Genomic DNA, 18787 nt, shown 5'->3' with positions numbered 1-18787 from the left:
GGATGGCGAAGAGCCCCGAGATGCGAGCGTCCGACGCCGACCGCGACCGGGTGGCCGCCGTCCTGCGCGAGCACACGGCGCAGGGCCGCCTCACGATGGACGAGTTCAACGAGCGGCTCGAGCAGCTCTACCAGACCAAGACGTACGGCGAGCTCGCGCGGCTGACCTCCGACCTGCCCGACGTCGACCTGCGTAACCTCCCGGCCAAGGTCGAATCCAAGTCCGTCAAGAAGGGCGCGCACGCCGGCCTGGTGGCGGCCTGGCAGACGTGGGCCGTGGCCAGCGGCATCAACTGGGTGATCTGGCTGATCGTGAGCATCACCTCGAGCGATCTGGTCTATCCGTGGCCGCTGTGGGTCATGGGCCCGTGGGGAGTGGTCCTGCTCATGAGCACCATCTTCGGCGCCTCCAAACCCAAGACGGAATAGGGCGCAGCGTCGGCGAGATCGGGCGTGGCGGACCGGGGGCGCCGGAAAGTACGATGCGGCGGGTCGCCTCAACCGTAAGGAAAGCCTGATATGCCGCCTCGCCTTCAGTTGACCTCCGTGACCGTGGGCACGTCGCAGCCGCGCGAGCTCGCCCGCTTCTACGCCCGGCTGCTCGGCTACGAGGTGGTCGAGGAGGAGGGGCCCGGCCCCGACGAGCCCGAGCATGCGGCCTGGCTGCTGCTCCAGCCGCCGGCGGGCGGGAGCGGCCCGGGGGTGGGTTTCGAGTACGAGCGCTCCTACGTCCGCCCGGTGTGGCCGAGCGAGCCTGGCGCCCAGAACGCCTCGCAGCACCTCGACATCAAGGTCGACGACCTGTCCGCGGCCGTGGAGTGGGCGCTGGCCTGCGGGGCGGTCGAGGCGGCGTACCAACCGCAGGGGGACGTGCGCGTGATGCTGGATCCGGACGGGCATCCCTTCTGCCTCTACCTCTGAAAGAGCAAACAGACTGTTACCAAACCCGATATGTCGCTTTCTATTGGGTAGCTGGAAGGCCTCCCGCACTTTGGAGGCAAGCGACATGGGATGGAGCTATCGAAAGTCGATCAAGTTCGGGCCGTTCCGGCTGAACCTGTCCCGCCGCGGGGTGGGGCACAGCTGGGGCAACCGGCTGTTCCGGGTGACCCGCACGGCCGACGGACGCTGTACGGTCTCGGTCAACCTGCCCGGCGGCTTCCACTGGCGCAAGACCCGTAGCACTCGCTGACGGGTGGGGGATGTTGACGGGCCGGAGGCGCCGAGTCTCCGGCCCTTCCCCTACCCGTTCGGGTGGGCCTGCTCCAAACCGTTCGCGTGCTGGGCGTGCGGCTCCGGTCTGGCGGGCTGGGGCGCGGCAAACGTGGGGTACACTGACACGTGGTTGTGTCAGGACACCTGGCACGCATTTCGCGTTCTAGGCTCAGGTGTCGTACACTCCTTAGTCGGCTCACTATGACCTACATGCGTCGGCGGTCTTTGCCGATCGCCGCTCTCTTCGAAGCGTGAGGTCGCGGCTGCTTAGTGAACCGGAGCCTCAGACGATCGATCAGTGAAACGCGAGGAATTTTGGCCAAGAAAGACGGCGCCATCGAGATCGAGGGCACTGTGGTCGAGTCGCTCCCGAACGCCATGTTCCGGGTGCAGCTCGACAACGGCCATAAGGTCCTGGCCCACATCAGCGGACGGATGCGGATGCACTACATCCGGATCCTTCCGGACGACCGGGTTGTTGTTGAACTGAGCCCCTACGACCTGACTCGTGGGCGGATCGTCTACCGATACAAGTAAGACGTCTGAGGAACACAAAGGACAATGAAGGTAAAGCCGAGCGTCAAAAAGATCTGCGACAAGTGCAAGGTGATCCGCCGGCACGGTCGCGTCATGGTGATCTGCGACAACCTGCGCCACAAGCAGCGCCAGGGCTAGTCGCCGCAAGGCTTCTCCGAGTCCGCCCCGTCAGGGAGCGGGCTCGACGCATGAGAAGCCTGAGTCAGTAATCGCGTGTCACACCCGGGCAGGCGGGCCTTTCGCGAAAGGTTCGAACCACTCGGGAGACCCCCGGTCGGAGGCCGGGGCCCTCACCCCGGGCATTGGGGAGGGGCAGTGAGGCGCAAGACCTCCGCCACAGAAGAAGGAGAATGCCCGCCATGGCTCGCCTGGTTGGCGTCGACCTCCCCCGCGACAAGCGGCTGGAGATCGCTCTCACCTACATTTACGGAATCGGCCGCACCCGCGCCCAGGAGATTCTCCAGGCGACCGGGGTCAGCGGCGACCTCCGCGTCCACCAGCTCTCCGACACCGAGCTCGTCCCGATGCGTGACTACATCGAGGCGAACTACAAGATCGAGGGTGACCTGCGCCGCGAGGTCCAGGCCGACATCCGGCGCAAGATCGAAATCGGTTGCTACCAGGGCATCCGGCACCGCAAGGGCCTGCCGGTCCACGGTCAGCGCACGCAGACCAACGCGCGCACCCGTAAGGGCAAGAAGAAGACCGTCGCCGGCAAGAAGAAGCCCGGTAAGAAGTAGTCCTCGCAGCCGCGGGACCGAAGACCTCAGGAGTTATGGCAAACAATGCCTCCTAAGAGCCGCCAGGGTGCGCCGAAGAAGGTGCGCCGCAAGGAAAAGAAGAACGTCGCTCACGGGCACGCCCACATCAAGAGCACGTTCAACAACACGATCGTCTCGATCACCGACCCGCTGGGCAACGTGATCTCCTGGGCCAGCGCCGGCCACGTGGGTTTCAAGGGCTCCCGGAAGTCCACCCCGTTCGCCGCGCAGATGGCCGCGGAAAACGCCGCTCGCCGCGCCATGGAGCACGGCATGCGCAAGGTCGACGTCTTCGTCAAGGGTCCCGGCTCCGGCCGCGAGACCGCGATCCGCTCGCTGCAGGCCACCGGCCTCGAGGTGGGCTCGATCCAGGACGTGACGCCGGTCCCGCACAACGGTTGCCGTCCGCCGAAGCGCCGCCGCGTCTGACATCCCAGGAGATATAGAGAAATGGCTCGTTACACGGGCGCGGACTGCAAGCTCTGCCGTCGCGAGAAGACCAAGCTCTTCCTCAAGGGCAGCAAGTGCGAGTCCGCCAAGTGCCCCATCGAGATCCGTCCTTACCCGCCGGGTGAGCACGGCCGAGGCCGTCCGAAGGACACCGAGTACCAGCTTCAGCTTCGCGAGAAGCAGAAGACCCGCCGCATCTACGGCGTCCTCGAGAAGCAGTTCCACAACTACTACGAGGAAGCCGCCCGCAAGAGCGGCAAGTCGGGTGAGGTGCTGCTCCAGATCCTGGAGAGCCGCCTCGACAACGTCGTCTACCGCGCCGGCTTCGCCCAGTCGCGTGACGCCGCACGCCAGCAGGTGCGCCACGGCCACATCATGGTGAACGGCAAGAAGGTCGACATCCCGTCCTACCGCGTTCGCGAGCACGACATCATCGAGGTCCGCGAGACCAAGCGCAACCTGCTGCCCTACGAGGTGGCCCGCGCCACCGCCGGCGAGCGCACGATTCCCGCGTGGCTCGGCGTCGTGCCCGACAAGCTCCGCGTCCTGGTTCACCAGCTGCCGGTTCGCCAGCAGATCGACACCCAGGTCCAGGAGCAGCTGATCGTCGAGTACTACTCGAAGTAGTCACTCGCCTGCCCGGCCCGGATACGTTTCGCTGCCGTCGCGAGCTGCTCGCGGCGGCGCGTACCCGGGCTAGGCTGTTCATCGGAGTGGCGTCATATAGCGGGCGTCACACGAAAAAGGGGAGAACCCACACATGCTGATCGCTCAGCGCCCGACTCTTCTCGAAGAGTCGATCGACGACACCCGGTCCCGATTCGTCATCGAGCCGCTGGAGCCGGGTTTCGGCTACACCATCGGCAACTCCGTGCGCCGCACGCTGCTGTCGTCCATTCCGGGCGCGGCCGTGACGAGCATTCGCATCGAGGGCGTGCTGCACGAGTTCTCGACCGTTCCCGGGGTCAAGGAAGACGTCACCGACATCATCCTCAACCTCAAGGAACTGGTCGTCTCCTCCGAGCACGACGAGCCGGTCGTGATGTACCTGCGCAAGCAGGGCCCGGGTGAGGTCACCGCCGCCGACATCGCGCCGCCCGCCGGTGTCGAGGTGCACAACCCCGAGCTGCGCATCGCCACGCTCAACGGCAAGGCGAAGCTGGAGATGGAGCTGACCGTCGAGCGCGGTCGCGGCTACGTCTCCGCCGCCCAGAACAAGCAGCCGGGCCAGGAGATCGGTCGCATTCCGATCGACTCGATCTACTCCCCGGTGCTCAAGGTCACCTACAAGGTCGAGGCCACCCGAGTCGAGCAGCGTACCGACTTCGACCGCCTCATCCTCGACGTCGAGACCAAGCCCGCGATGAAGCCCCGCGACGCGGTGGCCTCCGCCGGCAAGACCCTCGTCGAGCTCTTCGGCCTGGCCCGCGAGCTCAACGTCGAGGCCGAGGGCATCGACATCGGCCCGTCGCCGACCGACGCCGCTCTGGCCGCCGACCTGGCGCTGCCCATCGAGGAGCTCAACCTCACGGTCCGTTCCTACAACTGCCTCAAGCGCGAGGGCATCCACACCGTGGGCGAGCTCGTCGCGCGCAGCGAGCAGGACCTGCTCGACATAAGGAACTTCGGCGCCAAGTCGATCGAAGAGGTCAAGCAGAAGCTGCACGAGATGTCGCTGGCGCTCAAGGACTCCCCGCCCGGGTTCGACCCGAGCGCGGTGGCCGGCGGTGGCTACGACGACGACGACAGCGCGTACGTCGAGACCGAGCAGTACTGACAACGTCCCGCGGTTCGTCAGCGCGTTCTCCGCGTGGACGGCGGCCGGTTCGCGGACCGGCCACCGCCCTCGCGAGGCGCGGGCGGGCGGGTGAACGTAACGGCGCCGCGCGACCGCGGCGCCGGCCCGACTCCGGTACCTGATACGGCCGGGGCGGGTTAATCCACAAGGAGAGATGACATGCCCAAGCCCACCAAGGGTGCACGTCTTGGCGGCAGCCCGGCGCACGAGCGGCTGATCCTGGCGAACCTCGCCACCGATCTGTTCCGCCACGGCAAGATCCGCACCACGGTCACCAAGGCCAAGCGCCTGCGTCCGGTGGCGGAGCGCCTGATCACCAAGGCGAAGAAGGGCGACATCCACAACCGTCGCCAGGTCCTGACCGTCGTCAGGGACAAGGGCGTCGTGCATCACCTCTTCACCGAGATCGCGACGACGTTCGCCGAGCGGCCCGGCGGCTACACCCGCATCACCAAGGTCGGCGCGCGCAAGGGCGACAACGCGCCGATGGCGGTCATCGAGCTGGTGACCGAGCCGATGAGCGGCGTCACCACCCGCCGCACCGAGGCTCCCGCCCCGGCGCCCGCCGCCGAGGAGACGAAGGCCGAGGAGACTCCGGCGGAGGAGGCCAAGGCCGAGGAGGCCAAGGCTGAGGCCCCCGAGGCCGCCGCCGAGGAGACCCCGGCCGCCGAGGCCGAGGCGAAGAAGGACGAGGCCTGATCGTTCAGATCGGCTGAAACGGGCCCGGACCCCTCTGCGGGGGTCCGGGCCCGTTCTCGTACGAAGGAGAATCATCGTGGTACGGCTCCGCCTCGACCTCGCGTACGACGGGACCGAATTCTCCGGGTGGGCACGGCAGCCGGGGCGGCGCACCGTCCAGGGCGAGATCGAGCAGGCGCTCGGCCGGATCCTGCGCCTCGGCGAGCCCGCCCAGCTGACCGTGGCCGGCCGTACCGACGCCGGGGTGCACGCGCGCGGCCAGGTGTCCCACGTGGACGTGCCGGAGGGCTCCATGGCCGAGCTGGACGGCAACAGGGGACCGCTGGGCATCGATGAGCGGCTCGCTGCGCTCGTCAGGCGGCTGGGCGGGGTTCTGCCCCCGGACGTACGCGTTCATCGGGTCTCGGTGGCCTCTGAGGGCTTCGACGCCCGGTTCTCGGCTCTCTTCCGGCGGTACGCGTACCGGGTGAGCGACGCGGTGGGCGGCGTCGATCCGCTGCGCCGCCGCGAGGTCGTCTGGCACAACCGGCCGCTGGACGACGGCGCGCTCGACGCGGCCGCCGCGCGGCTGATCGGCGAGCACGACTTCGCCGCGTTCTGCAAGAAGCGCGAAGGGGCCACGACGATCAGGGAACTGCAGCGCCTCGACTGGGTCCGCGAGCAGGACGGCACCCTTGTGGCGACCGTCGTGGCCGACGCGTTCTGCCACTCGATGGTGCGGGCGCTGGTCGGCTCCCTGCTGGCCGCCGGTGACGGGCGGCGGCCGGTGGAGTGGCCCGGTGAGGTGCTCGGCAGGGCCGTACGCGACTCGGGCGTGCACGTGGCGCCCGCGCACGGGCTCTGCCTGGAGGAGGTGGGCTACCCCCCGGACGCGGAGCTCGCCGCGCGGGCCGCGGCCACCCGGCGCGTGCGCACGCCGGCGGGCTCAGCCGCCGTTGACGCGGCGCTCGAGGACGAGTGACGTCTCGTCGCGGAACGCCCCGCTCACCTTGGGCAGCGTCCTCTCGCCGGCCGACGGGGTGTGGCCGTCGGCGTGGGTGGCGTAGCTGAAGACGAGGTAGCGGCCCCACACCAGGCCCGCCGCGTAGCCGCCCGCGACGTGCACCCGCTCGCCGCCCGAGCCCTCACCGCCGGGAAGCGGGCGGAACCAGACGTTGCGCGACAGGTTCTTCGCCTGGTCGACGGCCTCGGCCGCGGTCTTGTCAGGAAGTACGGCGATGCCCGTGGTCACCGCGTAGCGCCGTTTCCTGTCGACGTACGTGGCCCTGAGCACGCGGCTGCACTTCTGCTCCTTGAGCGCGTCGGCGAAAGCACCCATGGCCGCCTTGTCGCAGGCCGTCTCGATGCCGGCCTTGACCCGCGTGAATGTCGCGCCGGCCGCGCTCACCTTCTTGTCGGGGAACGCCTCCGACAACGACAACTTCTGCGGGTCGGTCCGCTCGGAGTCGAGCGCGGACGCGCCCTCGGCGGGTGGGGAGGCGGCCGGCTCAGAACTCGGCTGGACGGACGCGCTCGGCCGGGCGGCGGCGGTCGTCGGCGCGGGGTCGCTCACGGCCTGCCAGGCGAAGAACCCGCCGGTGGCCACACCCGCCAGGGCCAGCGCGCCGAGTGTGACGAGCAGGGCGCGCCTGCTCCTGCCCGGCGGCGCGGGAGGCGGGGGCGGGGCCTGGAACGGGGGTTGTTTGAACGCTCCAGCCGGGAAGGCGGGGCTGCCCACCGGTGGTGTGGGCGCGTCGAGCGAGACCGGTTGTCTCTGGCCCCAGGTGTCCCGGGGGAAGGGGAGATCGGGAAGTTTCTCCTCTTCTGGGGGGAGGGGCGGCCAGACGGGTACGTCGCCCGGTTCGGGCGCGCGCGCCGACGGGTCGCCGGGCTCGGACGCCCTCTCCTGACGTGCGGCGTCACGCCTGGCGGCTTTCGGGTCGAAGTAGTGGGCCGGCTTCTTGGACTTCGTGACTTCCTGCCCGACCGGGCGGGCGACGTCGTTGTGGGCGATGGGCCGGGTGTCGTCGCGTTCGGCGGCGACCGGTGCCGAAAGGGGAGGCTCGCCGGACGCGTCGCCGGTCCGGGGCTTCGCGGTGCCCGGCGGCTCTGCGACGTCCGCGTCCCCTGCGGGCTGGGCCGTGCCGGACGGGGTGGTTCCCGGGTCGCCCGCTTCGACGGGGCCGGGGGTGGTGGCTCGGGGTGCTTCTGGCCGGTCGGCGCCGGGCCGGGGGACTTCGGCCTGATCGGTTTCCGGGTGGCCCGCGTCGGCCGGGCGGGTGAAGCCCTCCGGGTCGGTGGCGTTCGGGTCGAAGGAGGCGGGCAGGGGGCCGGGCTCGTCGGGGTCGGGGTCGGCCACGAGCTCGCCGGTGGCGGCCGGCCACGGCGGCATGGCGTGGGGGTCGCCGGCGGGCGCGGGCCACACGGGCATGCCGGCCGCGGCGGCGGTGAACGCGGGTGGCGGCTCCCACGGCGGCGCGCTGGGCACCACCGGCTTGGCGGGCCAGCGGCCGGTCTCCTCCGGAGCGTCCCACGCCGGTGGGTCCTGCGCCTGCGGACCTCGTCCCTGTGCGTCCTGTTCGTGTGCGGACTGCATGCGCTCGGCCGGGGACCGGCGGGCCGTGGTGTGACCGGGGCGCGCGGGATCGGCCTGCTCGCGAGCGGTCCGCGGGCCGCTGAGGAGCTCACGCGCGGCCGAAGGGCGGCCGGGGAACGCCTGGTGGGCGTGCGGATGGTCGCCCCATTCCTGGTCGGCGGGGTCGACGCCGGTGTGGTCGGCGAACCAGTCGTAGGGCGCGGTGTCGTCGCCCGACACCTCCCACGGTTGGGCACCCGGCCGGTCGTCAGGCGCCGGCAGGTCGGGTGGCGGGCCCTGGAAGACGGGAATGGCGGGGCGCGCCCTGGTCGCCGCCGCTTCGCCGGAAGCGGCTCCGGTCGATGGGGTGCCGTAGGGGGCGCCGCCGTAAGGGATGCCGGTAGTGGTGTCGGATGGGGTGCCGGATGGGGTGCCGGATGGGGTGAACGCCGGTGGAACGTCTCGCCCGTCGGTCTGGCCGAAGCTCGGCGGTGGCGTCGCTGGTGCGGCCGAGTTGTCGGCTTCCCTGCGATCGTGCTCAGACCCGGGTTCCTGGCCACGCATAGGGCGAGCCTAGCGAGAGAGACGAGATCGTTACGTCGGTATGAGCGTTCCCGAAAGGATCCGGCATCCCGTTTGGGGCGTTACGCGCGCGAAGACGGGTTTCAGATTCGCGGGCTTCCGGTGACCGACCGGTTGTCCAGCGCCTCGAACACCGTGGCCTTGGTGATGTCGTTCACGGCGGCGAAGAGCTGCTTGCTGCCCTTGTTGTCGGGCTTTGTGCCGTCCTTGTTCTGGAACCACACCATGATCGCGTAGTGTCCGTGCGTCAGGATCCTGGTGCCGCCACTGCCCGAGCCGATGAACTTGGTGACACTGTCCTTACCCGCCAGCGGTTTGACGTAGTTTTCCGTGTCGCCGACCTTGGCCACCTTGCTCGCGGCCTTGGTGCTGGTGAGGTTGGCCACGCCGATCGTGCCGATCACCTTGCCCGCCTTGTCGCGGAAGCTGGCGCGGACGAGCTGGGTGCACTTGCCGGACTTGAGCGCCTTCTTGAGATCGTCGCCCAGGGCGCCGTCGGAGCACTTCTTGTCCTTCTTGGTGATCGTCCGCTCGTACGAACGCTTCGACACGGTGATCTTCTTCTTGCTGCCGAAGATCTCCTTCACCGAGATCGGGTCGGGGTCCGTGGAACGGCTGGCGGCGAAGCCGTACTCGCCGGGAGGCGCGGACGGCAGGGGCGCGGCGGTCATGCGGGGCCTGCCGGTTTCGGTGGCGACGGGGTCGTCGGCGTTCCACATGAGCACCAGGCCGCCGCCGAGCAGGCCGAGCACGGCCACGCCGCTGATCGCGAACCACAACGGGGCACGCGAGCGCGAGCCCTCGTCGTACGGACTCCACCCGACCTTGCTCTGCGGGCTCTTCGGCGCCTGCTCCTGGGGCTCGCCGGCGGCGCGTTCCTTGCGGCGCGGGCGGCGGAAGGCGCTGCCCGGCTCCTCGGGCGCGTTCCCCATCCCGTAGGGGGCGCCGCCCGATCCGCTCTCACGTTCCCCGTTGCCGTTGGAAACCATGGGGCGACATTACCGTGATGTTCGTCATCGGGTTCCGAAGTCCTGGGTCCACCACGGGCCGTTGGGGCCGTCGGCGACGCCGACGCCGATGGCCTTCAGCCGGCAGTCGAGGATGTTCCTGCGGTGGTCGCGGCTGTCCAGCCAGCCGCGTACGGCCTCGTCGGGCGTGGTGTAGCCGGCGCCGATGTTCTCGGCGGCGCCCCAGTGGTATCCCGCGCGCTCCATGCGGTCCCACGGGGAGCCGCCGTCGGGGGAGTTGTGCACGAGCCGACCGGTGCGGGCCATCTCCAGCGAGTGCGTACGGGCGGAGCGGGTGAGCCCGCGGTCGACCCTGAGCGCCCCGCACCCATGCCTGACCCTGGCGGCGTTGGTGAGCGAGACGACCCTGGACGCCATGCCCGCCATGACGCGCACGCCCTCGCCGTCGCTGCGGAGCTCGGCGGAGCCGTCGCCGTCGCTGGTGAACCCGGGAATCTGCCCGTCGGGCTTCTTGGTGACCTTGGGGGTCGTCCTGCCGCGCGGCGTGGGTCTGGTCGTGATCTCCCTGGGGATCCGCTGGGCGTGCGGCCGGGCCTTCTTCGAAGCCTTGGGCGTGGCGTGGCCGGTGGCGGCCGCGGGCGGGACGGTCTCTTCGAGGTAGACGTGGCGGGCGGGCTCGGCGTCGTCGGTCAGCCGGCCGATCAGCACGCCCGTGAACAGGACCGCCATCAGGCAGGTCAGCACACCCAGGTGATTCCGGCGCCGAGCGCCCCGCTGGGTTGGCCGGGTGTGAGAGTTCTGCCACATACCGCCATCAACGATAGGGATGTCTGGTCCTGGGAAAGAAGAGGTCCCAGGGAAACGAAATCGAACCGTTCTGCGGTCGGGTAGACTCGTCCGAGGTTACCGGTCTTTTGACCAGCGCGCCTCCGGGCGGGTAGCCTAATCGTTCGTTGTGTGCATAGGTCCAGCGTGACCAATGCGCGGCGCGTCCGGCGTCATCTCCCGTGTTGCGGAGACGGAAGGTCCGGGCCGTCGTGTGCCCGCACCGACCGACCAATGTTGCTGTCGCATCCGACAGCGCCGAAGACGCGAGCATAAAGAAGGCTACGACCGTGCGCACGTACTCACCGAAGCCCGCCGACGTCCAGCGTCAGTGGTACGTCATCGACGCGACCGATGTCGTGCTGGGCCGGCTGGCCAGCCACGTCGCGACCCTGCTCCGCGGCAAGCACAAGCCGATCTTCGCCAACCACGTCGACACCGGTGACTTCGTCATCGTCATCAACGCGGACAAGATCGCGCTGAGCGGCAACAAGCTCGAGCAGAAGAAGGCGTACCGTCACTCGGGTTACCCGGGCGGTCTGCGTTCCGTCAGCTATGGCGAGCTCATGGAGAAGCGGCCGGAGAAGGCCGTCGAGAAGGCCGTCAAGGGCATGCTGCCGAAAAACTCCCTGGGCCGGAAGATGGCGAAGAAGCTGAAGGTCTACGCGGGCTCCGAGCACCCGCACCAGGCCCAGCAGCCGGTGCCGTTCGAGATCAGCCAGATCGCCCAGTAAGTAGACCCGCGGGGGAGACCCCGTCGCATGCCCCCGCAAGGGGTAGCGCCGAGTTTCGAAAGTAAGAGGAGAACCGTGGCTGAGCCCACCGGTGTCGAGACGGCCGTCGAGACGGCCGAGGCGGAGGACTTCTCCAGCGAGGAGTTCCCGTCCGAATACACCACAGAATCCACCGCCAGCGCTGACGCTCCCGTGCGCAAGCCCGTCACCACGGGCAACTCGTACGGCACCGGCCGCCGCAAGGAGGCGATCGCCCGCGTGCGCATCGTCCCCGGCACCGGTAAGTGGACGATCAACGGTCGTTCGCTGGACGTCTACTTCCCGAACAAGGTCCACCAGCAGATCGTCAACGAGCCGTTCGTGGTGCTCGGCGCCGAGGAGGCGTTCGACGTCATCGCGCGCATCGACGGCGGCGGCGTCACCGGTCAGGCCGGCGCCCTGCGCATGGGCCTGTCCCGCGCCCTGGCGATCCTGGACGTCGACGTCAACCGCCCGCCGCTGAAGAAGGCCGGCTTCCTCACCCGTGACGCCCGCGCCACGGAGCGGAAGAAGTACGGCCTCAAGAAGGCCCGCAAGGCTCCGCAGTACAGCAAGCGCTGAGTTGGCGCGCCTTTTCGGCACCGACGGGGTACGCGGGGTCGCGGGTCGCGACCTCACGGCGGAGCTCGCCATGGACCTTTCGGTCGCGGCGGCTCATGTCCTCGGCGATGCGGGCGCGTTCTCCGCTACCGGCCCCAGCCGTAAGAGCAGGCCGGTAGCGGTCGTAGGCCGGGACCCACGCGCCTCGGGAGAGTTTCTCGAGGCCGCGGTGGTCGCCGGCCTCGCGGCGTCTGGAGTGGACGTGCTGCGCCTCGGCGTGCTGCCCACCCCGGCCGTCGCCCACCTCACGGCCGCGCTCGGCGCCGACCTCGGCGTCATGTTGTCGGCGTCGCACAACCCGGCGCCCGACAACGGCATCAAGTTCCTGGCCCGTGGCGGCTTCAAGCTGTCCGACGCGGTCGAGGACGAGATCGAGCGGCGGCTGGGCGAGGAGTGGAGCTTTCCCGTCGGCTCGGCCGTGGGCCGCGTGCGCGACGCGTACGGTGAGGCCGACCGCTACATCTCCCACGTGCTGACCACGATGAGCGCCTCACTCGACGGCCTCGACATCGTGGTCGACTGCGCGCACGGCGCCGCCCACATGGTGGCGCCCGAGGCGCTCGTACGCGCGGGGGCCAGGGTCGAGGCCATCGGCTCCAGGCCTGACGGGCTCAACATCAACGCCGGCCACGGCTCGACCCACCTGGACAAGCTCCAGCAGGTGGTCGTCTCGCGCGGCGCCGACCTGGGCGTGGCCTACGACGGCGACGCCGACCGTTGCCTGGCCGTCGACCACACCGGCTCGATCATCGACGGCGACCGCATCATGGCCGTGCTCGCCGCTGCCATGCACGGCGAGGGGCTGCTGGCGAAGGACACCGTGGTCGCGACCGTGATGTCCAACCTCGGTTTCAAGCTGGCGATGCGCGACGCGGGCATCACCGTGGTCGAGACCGCCGTCGGTGACCGCTACGTGCTGGAGCGCATGAAGCACAACGGATACAACCTCGGCGGCGAGCAGTCAGGCCACGTCATCATGCTCGACCACGCCACCACCGGCGACGGCCTGCTCACCTCGCTCCACCTGCTGGGCGTGGTGGCCAAGACGGGCGTGCCGCTGAAGGAGCTGGCCTCGGTGATGACGCCGCTGCCGCAGATCCTGATCAACGTCAAGGACGTCGACAAGGGCAAGGCCTCCGTGCCCGAGCTCGTCGCCGCCGTCCAGCAGGCGGAGGCCGAGCTGGGGGAGACGGGGCGGGTGCTGATCAGGCCGAGCGGCACCGAGCCGATGATCCGGGTCATGGTCGAGGCCGCGTCGGAGGAGCACGCCACCCTGGTGGCCGGCCGCCTCGCCGACGTGGTGCGCACGTCCTGCGTCTGAAGGTTTCTCACGTCGGGTACGGCACGCGGTGCCGTACCCGACGCTCATGAGCGGGACCTGAGCTGCGCGTCCCGCCCGCCAGGCAACCGCGCGATATGGTTGCCGGCCCCGATCACTGTGGTCACAGGGCTCAGACGGCAGTCGCGGGAGCAGATCAAAGGTGTCTACTCGTCGCCCGTGAGGGAGAAGGCCCGCAGCCTGCGGCCCGCCCAGAAGACGGCGGCGACCGTGACGATGATCAGCGCCGGCACGGCGAAGCCGAGCGTCACGTCGGCCTTGAGGAACGCCGAGTCGGAGATCTGGTCGGCGATCGACTTGCCCCACTGCTGGATCGAGAACTTGCGGGCACCCGGCAGGAACCCGCCCACCAGGGTCTCCCACACCAGGGCGTAGATGATGCCGATCGCCACCGCGTGCCGCGTCAGGACGCCCAGCAGGAGGAAGACGGCTGCGTAGGCGATGCCGGCCAGCAGCGCCCCCAGGGCGAACCCCGAGGCGATGCCGTCCTCGTTGCTGACCAGGAGCCAGGCCGACACGTACGTCGGGATCGCCCCGAACACGGCCAGCAGCGACGCCGCCACCACGAACTTCGTCCGGATGATGACAGGGCGGGAGATCGGCTTGGACAGCAGGTGGATGATGGTGCCGTCGTCGATCTCCGGGGCGATGACGCCCGTGCCCGCGATCAGGCCCAGGAGGGGCAGCATCGTGTTGATCGCGAAGTTGTCCATCAGCAGCATGGCCGAGCGCTGGCCGGTCTCGCCGAACAGGCGCAGCAGCACCGCCAGGGCGATGAGACCCAGCGGCAGCACCAGCAGCAGGATGATGCGCCGGCGGCCCAGCAGGGCGCGGTACGTGATGCCCGCGACCACGGTGTTCATCAGGTGCTCCTGGTGATGAGGTAGGAGAAGACGCTTTCCAGGTCCTCGTCCGCGGGGGAGATCTGGTGCAGGTGCACGCCTTCCTCCTTGGCGACCCTGGGGAGGAGCCGGGCGAAACGGCGGAACTCGGTGGCCTGGACCTCCAGGCCGTCGGGGCGGAGGGTGATGCCGCCGGCCGAGGGGTCGCGGATGAGCGCGGCTGCGAGCTTCCTGTCGTCGCTCGAACGGATCATGAACAGGTGCGGCCGGTCGGTCATCAGGCGGCGGATCTCGCGGAAGTTTCCCGAGGCCGCGTGGCGGCCCGCCACCAGGACCTCGATGTGCTGGGCTACCCGTTCGACCTCCTCCAGGATGTGGGAGCTGAACAGGATCGTCTTGCCCCCCGCGCCCATGGAGCGGATGAGGTCCATCAGCTGGAGGCGCTGGCGGGGGTCCATGCCGTTGAACGGCTCGTCGAGCAGCAGCACCGGCGGGTCGTGGACGAGCGCCGCGGCGACCTTGACGCGCTGGCGCATGCCCTTCGAGTACGTCTCGACGCGGCGGTCCTTCGGCTCCTCCATCTCGACGGTGGCCAGGGCTTTGCGGGCGGCTTCCGCGGGGTCGGGCAGGCCGTGGAGCCGGGCGGCGGAGAGCACGAACTGCCAGCCGGTCAGGAAGCCGTACACGCCCTCACGTTCCGGAACGAGGCCGATATTTCGGTAAATGCGGTGGTTCTTCCAGACCTTGGTCCCGTCCAGCGTGACCGAGCCGCCCGAAGGGGCCAGGAAGCCCGCCATCATGTGCAGGAGCGTCGACTTGCCCGCGCCGTTGGGCCCGAGCAGGCCGGTGACGCCTGGGCCGATCGTCATCGTCACGTCGTTGACCGCCACCACGTTGCCGTACCAGCGGGAGACCTGCGAGAGCTCGATCTTCATCGCGCGGCCGCCTTCCTGTAGCGCAGCGCGAGGGCGGCCAGCCCGGCGCAGATCAGCACGACGAGGATCGCCGCCGAGGCGGGGCCGTTCGGGTAGTCGCCCTCGATGGAGTGGGGCGGCGTGCCGAACACCCACGACTGCACGGAGTCGACCAGCCAGAACGGGTTGATCAGCCAGGCCCAGGCGGCCTGCGACTCGTTGCCGGTGGAGGCCAGCGTGCCGTAGATCACCGGGACAGCCGCGAACGACAGCAGGTAGACGGTGATCACCGACGCCACGCCGAGTCCGCGCCGGGGCGTGAACGAGGCCAGTGCGAGGCCGAAGGCCGACAGGAGCAGCGCCAGCACGAGCGCCATGGTCATGGAGCCGGCGTATTCGCCGGTGGCCGGCGGGCCGGGGAGGTCGATCACCAGTTCGCCCACGTACATCAGCGTGAGCGGCGCGGCGACCAGCAGGAACACCGCCGCGGTCATCGCGGCGACCTTGGCCCCGACGTACTCGTTGATCGCCACGGGCCGTGACAGGTAGAGCGGCAGCACGCGGTAGCGCAGGTCGGGGGCGACGACGGTGGGGGCCTGCGAGGCCAGGAAGATCGCCACCACGGCCTGCATGATGACCGCGTAGCCGCTGTAGGGGATCTCGCTTCTCCTGAGCAGGGCCATCAGCGCGATGTTGACGATCGCCGGCACCAGCATGATGGTGGCCAGGGAGAACGGCATGATCTTGCTGCGGGCCGGGCGGCCGAGGCCGAAGATGCCGCGCAGGCTGTGCAGGGTCAGGGCCCTGGTGGCGTAGCCGCGGCCGAGCCGGGGGCCGTCGTAGTGCCGGTAGCCGATGTCGTAAATTTCAGACACTTGTGCTCTCCTCCCGGAAGACGTCCTCGATGCGGTGACGTCCCTGTTCCAGGCGGATGAGGCAGAGGTCCAGGTCGACGGCGGCGTCGCGGATGGCGTCGTACGTCTCGGGCCCGAGCACCTTGACCACCAGCATGCGGCCCTGTGGCGAGACGGTCTGGCCGTCGCCGGTCAGGCGGGCGGTCAGCGCGTCAAGGCCCTCGTCGACCTCGACCGTGACGGTCTGCGTCGCCTGGGTGAACTCGCCGATCGTCGAGGAACGCAGCAGCCGCCCCGCGTCGATGACGATCACGTGGTCGCAGATGCGCTCCAGCTCGCCCAGCAGGTGGGAGGTGACGAGCACGCTGATGCCGAACTCGGTGCCGATGCGCCGGATCAGCGTCAGCATCTCGTCGCGGCCGCGTGGGTCGAGCCCGTTGGTGGGCTCGTCGAGGAAGATCAGTTTCGGGTCGTGGACCAGGGCCTGGGCCAGCTTGACCCGCTGCTTCATGCCGGTCGAGTAGCCGCCGACGGGACGGTAGCGCTCTTCCGCCAGGCCGACGTGGCGCAGGACGTCGGCGGCGCGCTCGCGGGCCGCCGTGCGCGGCAGCCCGGACATCTGGGCGAGGTGGACGACTAATTCGGTGGCGGAGACGTCGGGCGGAAGACACTCGTGCTCGGGCATGTAGCCGACGAGCCTGCGGATCTCCGCGCCCTGCGCGGTCACGTCCAGATCGAGCACCCGCGCGGTGCCGCCGGAGGGCGGCAGCAGACCGAGCAGGATCTTGATCAGTGTCGACTTGCCCGCGCCGTTCGCCCCGACCAGGCCGGTGACACCGGGCCCCACGGTGACGGAGAGCTGATCGACCGCCGTGACGGTGGGAAAGCGCTTGGTCAGCCCCTCGGTAGCGAGGATGTGCATGTGCCGGACACTACCGGGCGATCAGCGCCGTGGCCTCGTTCAGACGGATGAACGGCGTCCTACTTGAGGCCAGAATTTCCGCTGGACCATCAGGGTCGTGGTGCCCGCCAGGATCATGCCGGCCACGTTCATCGACAGTTGCGACACCGAGCCCGCGACCTGCGCCCACTGGCCGAGCGCGAGCGCGACGGCCAGGTAGCCGGCGGCGGGCACCGTGGTGACCGAGATGAAGACGCCGATCAGGGCCGTCGACTTGCCCGCCGTGATCGACAGCACTCCGGCCACGCCCGCGAGCAGCGCCACGATGAACGACCACCGGTCGGGCGTGACGATAAACCTGACCTCCTCGCCGGTGGCGAGGTCGCCGGGGCCGATCCAGCCGAGCCAGTGGGAGACGAGCGCGCAGGCGAAGGTGACGGCGATCGCCGCCGCGAACCCCGTGATCAACGTACGGAGCGCGTGGACGACCAGCCGCCACCTGCGGCGCAGCAGGCCGAAGCAGACGGCCGCGATCGGGCCGAACTCCGGGCTGAGCACCATCCCGCCGATGATGAGGATGACGGAGTTCTGCAGCACGCCGATGCCCGCCAATTGCGTGGCGATGGCGAGGAAGACCAGGAACGCCCACGTGATGCCGGACTCGCCCTGCACCCGGTGCGCGAACTCCTCCCAGATGACCGCGTCGTCGGGCTCGCCCGGCGCCTCCTCGACCGCCTCCTCCGCCGTCCTGGACAACGACAGGTCGACGTGCTCGATGGCGATCGAGCCCTCCTTCTCCAGCCACTTGAGCCGGCCCAGCACCTCGTTGGCCGACTCCCTGGCGGCGTCGCAGAGGATCACGTCGCCGCTCGGCAGGCGGGCCGCCCCGGAGAGGACGACGATGTTGGTGACGCCAGGGCAGTCCTCCAACACCGCCGTCACCTCCTCCGCGCGTGAGGGCGGGCTGATCAGCCGTAGATGGAGCATCCGGCCATTGTCGTCGATCGGACGTTGACGTGGTTTTGACACGTGTGCGCGAGGGTTTCCCGCATGTGCCGCTTCAGCTGCCACGACCACGGTGAGGAGTGCTGGTTCGCCGGCATCGACGACCAGGAGTGCGGGGGCAGGTTCGCGCGTTACCTGTACGAGGAGGCGTTCAGGTCTGGCGGAGCCGTACGCGCTGCACCGAGTGATCGGCGCCCTTCTTGAGCACGAGGTCGGCGCGGCCTCTGGTGGGGGCGATGTTCTCGACGAGGTTACGTTCGTTGATGTCGCGCCAGACGTTGACCGCGAAGTCCGTGGCCTCGTCGTACGACAGCTCCGCGATGTGCCGGAAGTACGACTTCGGGTCCTCGAAAGCGGTCCGGCGAAGCTTGTGGAACCGTTCGACGTACCAGGTGCGGATGTCCTCGACCTTGGCGTCGACGTAGATGGAGAAGTCGAAGTAGTCGTTGACGGCGAGGGAGGTGGGTGGGGCGGGCTGGAGGACGTTGAGGCCCTCGATGATCAAAATGTCCGGACTTTTCACGGTCTGGTGTGCGCCGGGGACGATGTCGTACTCGAGGTGGCTGTAGACCGGCGCCCGCGTCGCCGCCGCCCCGGCCTTGACCTCCGCCACGAACCTGACCAGCGCCCGCCGGTCATAACTCTCGGGGAAGCCCTTGCGATGCATGATGCCCTTCTTCTCCAGCACCGCGTTCGGGTGGAGGAAGCTGTCGGTGGTGACCAGTTCCACGTGCATGTGCTCGGGCCAGCGGGCGAGCAGGGTGTGCAGCAGCCGCGCCGTCGTCGACTTGCCGACCGCGACGCTGCCCGCGATGCCCAGGATGTACGGCACCCGCTGCTCGTCACGCCCGAGGAAGGCGCTCAGCACGCTGCTGCGCTGTTTGGACCCGGTGAAGTGCAGGTTCAGCAGCCGGGTCAGCGGGAGGTAGATGTCGGTGACTTCGGTGAGGTCGATGGGGTCGTCGACGCCGCGCAGCTCTTCCAGCTCGTCTGCGGTGAGAGTCAAGGGCGTGTTCTTGCGGAGCTCGCTCCACTGCTCCCTGCTCAGTTCCACGTAGCCGTTGTTCACCTAGGCAGCGTAGCGATGGAGGAAAGAGCGGATCTTGGCGGGTCCTGACCGGTCGTCCACAGGTTGTGGACGACGGCCGGAGATTACCGCTGATTCCGGTAT

At 69.2% G+C, this 18787-nt stretch carries 23 protein-coding genes; 14 read left to right on the top strand and 9 right to left on the bottom strand.

The window, feature by feature from the left end:
• Positions 1 to 2 precede the first annotated feature (2 nt).
• The 11 genes from ACZ6SA_RS09820 (at position 3) to truA (ending at position 6420) form a co-directional block, all read left to right on the top strand.
• Positions 3 to 428 carry a DUF1707 SHOCT-like domain-containing protein gene (locus tag ACZ6SA_RS09820; protein WP_347646484.1) on the top strand — a complete coding sequence of 142 codons (426 nt, stop codon included), beginning with the start codon at positions 3 to 5 and terminating at the stop codon, positions 426 to 428.
• Positions 429 to 518: 90 nt separating this feature from the next.
• A complete protein-coding gene (locus ACZ6SA_RS09815) occupies positions 519 to 920 on the top strand; it encodes a VOC family protein (RefSeq protein WP_465827429.1) in 402 nt (133 codons plus the stop codon).
• Between the two features lie 85 nt (positions 921 to 1005).
• On the top strand, positions 1006 to 1191 hold the full coding sequence (locus tag ACZ6SA_RS09810; protein ID WP_465827428.1) for a DUF4236 domain-containing protein: 186 nt from the start codon (positions 1006 to 1008) through the stop codon (positions 1189 to 1191).
• Between the two features lie 338 nt (positions 1192 to 1529).
• The gene (gene infA / locus ACZ6SA_RS09805; protein WP_030451477.1) at positions 1530 to 1751 is read left to right on the top strand and encodes a translation initiation factor IF-1; all 222 of its coding nucleotides are present in this window, start codon (positions 1530 to 1532) and stop codon (positions 1749 to 1751) included.
• 24 nt (positions 1752 to 1775) lie between these two features.
• Positions 1776 to 1889 (top strand): 50S ribosomal protein L36, encoded by a 114-nt coding sequence (rpmJ, locus tag ACZ6SA_RS09800; protein WP_003956441.1) that lies wholly within the window; start codon positions 1776 to 1778, stop codon positions 1887 to 1889.
• 221 nt (positions 1890 to 2110) lie between these two features.
• Positions 2111 to 2491 (top strand): 30S ribosomal protein S13, encoded by a 381-nt coding sequence (rpsM, locus tag ACZ6SA_RS09795; RefSeq protein ID WP_132617274.1) that lies wholly within the window; start codon positions 2111 to 2113, stop codon positions 2489 to 2491.
• A 45-nt stretch (positions 2492 to 2536) separates the two neighbouring features.
• The gene (gene rpsK, locus ACZ6SA_RS09790; RefSeq protein WP_132337049.1) at positions 2537 to 2941 is read left to right on the top strand and encodes a 30S ribosomal protein S11; all 405 of its coding nucleotides are present in this window, start codon (positions 2537 to 2539) and stop codon (positions 2939 to 2941) included.
• A 21-nt stretch (positions 2942 to 2962) separates the two neighbouring features.
• Entirely contained in the window at positions 2963 to 3589 is a 627-nt protein-coding gene (gene rpsD / locus ACZ6SA_RS09785) for a 30S ribosomal protein S4 (protein WP_132509686.1), read from the top strand.
• 133 nt (positions 3590 to 3722) lie between these two features.
• Positions 3723 to 4739: a DNA-directed RNA polymerase subunit alpha gene (locus ACZ6SA_RS09780; protein WP_132337053.1), complete on the top strand. Its 1017-nt coding sequence runs from the start codon at positions 3723 to 3725 to the stop codon at positions 4737 to 4739.
• Between the two features lie 180 nt (positions 4740 to 4919).
• Entirely contained in the window at positions 4920 to 5459 is a 540-nt protein-coding gene (gene rplQ, locus ACZ6SA_RS09775) for a 50S ribosomal protein L17 (RefSeq protein WP_347646487.1), read from the top strand.
• A gap of 76 nt (positions 5460 to 5535) precedes the next feature.
• Positions 5536 to 6420 carry a tRNA pseudouridine(38-40) synthase TruA gene (gene truA, locus ACZ6SA_RS09770; RefSeq protein ID WP_347646488.1) on the top strand — a complete coding sequence of 295 codons (885 nt, stop codon included), beginning with the start codon at positions 5536 to 5538 and terminating at the stop codon, positions 6418 to 6420.
• On the opposite strand, the gene ACZ6SA_RS09765 is transcribed toward truA, so the two are convergent.
• From ACZ6SA_RS09765 to ACZ6SA_RS09755, 3 genes are all read right to left on the bottom strand, one after another.
• Complete coding sequence (locus tag ACZ6SA_RS09765) at positions 6385 to 8577, bottom strand: hypothetical protein (RefSeq protein ID WP_347646489.1); 2193 nt, start codon at positions 8575 to 8577, stop codon at positions 6385 to 6387. The genes truA and ACZ6SA_RS09765 overlap by 36 nt on opposite strands.
• A gap of 101 nt (positions 8578 to 8678) precedes the next feature.
• Positions 8679 to 9584: a hypothetical protein gene (locus tag ACZ6SA_RS09760; protein ID WP_347646490.1), complete on the bottom strand. Its 906-nt coding sequence runs from the start codon at positions 9582 to 9584 to the stop codon at positions 8679 to 8681.
• Between the two features lie 24 nt (positions 9585 to 9608).
• A complete protein-coding gene (locus tag ACZ6SA_RS09755; RefSeq protein ID WP_347646491.1) occupies positions 9609 to 10307 on the bottom strand; it encodes a CAP domain-containing protein in 699 nt (232 codons plus the stop codon).
• A gap of 371 nt (positions 10308 to 10678) precedes the next feature.
• Here ACZ6SA_RS09755 and rplM point away from each other — a divergent pair, with 371 nt between their 5' ends.
• The 3 genes from rplM to glmM all read left to right on the top strand — a co-directional run bounded on the left by rplM (position 10679) and on the right by glmM (position 13082).
• Positions 10679 to 11122, top strand: coding sequence for a 50S ribosomal protein L13 (rplM, locus tag ACZ6SA_RS09750; RefSeq protein WP_132334437.1), 444 nt, complete (start codon positions 10679 to 10681; stop codon positions 11120 to 11122).
• A gap of 75 nt (positions 11123 to 11197) precedes the next feature.
• Complete coding sequence (gene rpsI, locus ACZ6SA_RS09745; RefSeq protein ID WP_347646492.1) at positions 11198 to 11722, top strand: 30S ribosomal protein S9; 525 nt, start codon at positions 11198 to 11200, stop codon at positions 11720 to 11722.
• A gap of 1 nt (position 11723) precedes the next feature.
• Positions 11724 to 13082: a phosphoglucosamine mutase gene (gene glmM, locus ACZ6SA_RS09740; RefSeq protein ID WP_465827425.1), complete on the top strand. Its 1359-nt coding sequence runs from the start codon at positions 11724 to 11726 to the stop codon at positions 13080 to 13082.
• 164 nt (positions 13083 to 13246) lie between these two features.
• Here glmM and ACZ6SA_RS09735 read toward each other — a convergent pair whose 3' ends face one another.
• The 6 genes from ACZ6SA_RS09735 to coaA form a co-directional block, all read right to left on the bottom strand.
• A complete protein-coding gene (locus ACZ6SA_RS09735; protein WP_465827423.1) occupies positions 13247 to 13963 on the bottom strand; it encodes an ABC transporter permease subunit in 717 nt (238 codons plus the stop codon).
• Positions 13963 to 14877, bottom strand: coding sequence for an ABC transporter ATP-binding protein (locus tag ACZ6SA_RS09730; protein ID WP_347646495.1), 915 nt, complete (start codon positions 14875 to 14877; stop codon positions 13963 to 13965). Before ACZ6SA_RS09730 ends, ACZ6SA_RS09735 begins: the two co-directional genes overlap by 1 nt.
• Positions 14874 to 15731, bottom strand: coding sequence for an ABC transporter permease (locus tag ACZ6SA_RS09725; protein WP_347646496.1), 858 nt, complete (start codon positions 15729 to 15731; stop codon positions 14874 to 14876). The genes ACZ6SA_RS09730 and ACZ6SA_RS09725 overlap by 4 nt, the downstream gene beginning before the upstream one ends.
• Positions 15724 to 16632, bottom strand: a complete 909-nt coding sequence (locus tag ACZ6SA_RS09720) for an ABC transporter ATP-binding protein (protein ID WP_347646497.1) — start codon at positions 16630 to 16632, stop codon at positions 15724 to 15726. Before ACZ6SA_RS09720 ends, ACZ6SA_RS09725 begins: the two co-directional genes overlap by 8 nt.
• 39 nt (positions 16633 to 16671) lie before the next feature.
• A complete protein-coding gene (locus ACZ6SA_RS09715; protein WP_347646498.1) occupies positions 16672 to 17598 on the bottom strand; it encodes a DUF389 domain-containing protein in 927 nt (308 codons plus the stop codon).
• A gap of 169 nt (positions 17599 to 17767) precedes the next feature.
• Entirely contained in the window at positions 17768 to 18670 is a 903-nt protein-coding gene (gene coaA / locus ACZ6SA_RS09710) for a type I pantothenate kinase (protein WP_347646729.1), read from the bottom strand.
• Positions 18671 to 18787: the final 117 nt, after the last annotated feature.

The sequence above is a fragment of the Nonomuraea sp. NPDC049378 genome, from assembly GCF_055586745.1.
The sequence above is the reverse complement of the archived record's forward strand: the minus strand, read 5'-3'. Positions and strand labels throughout refer to the sequence as shown.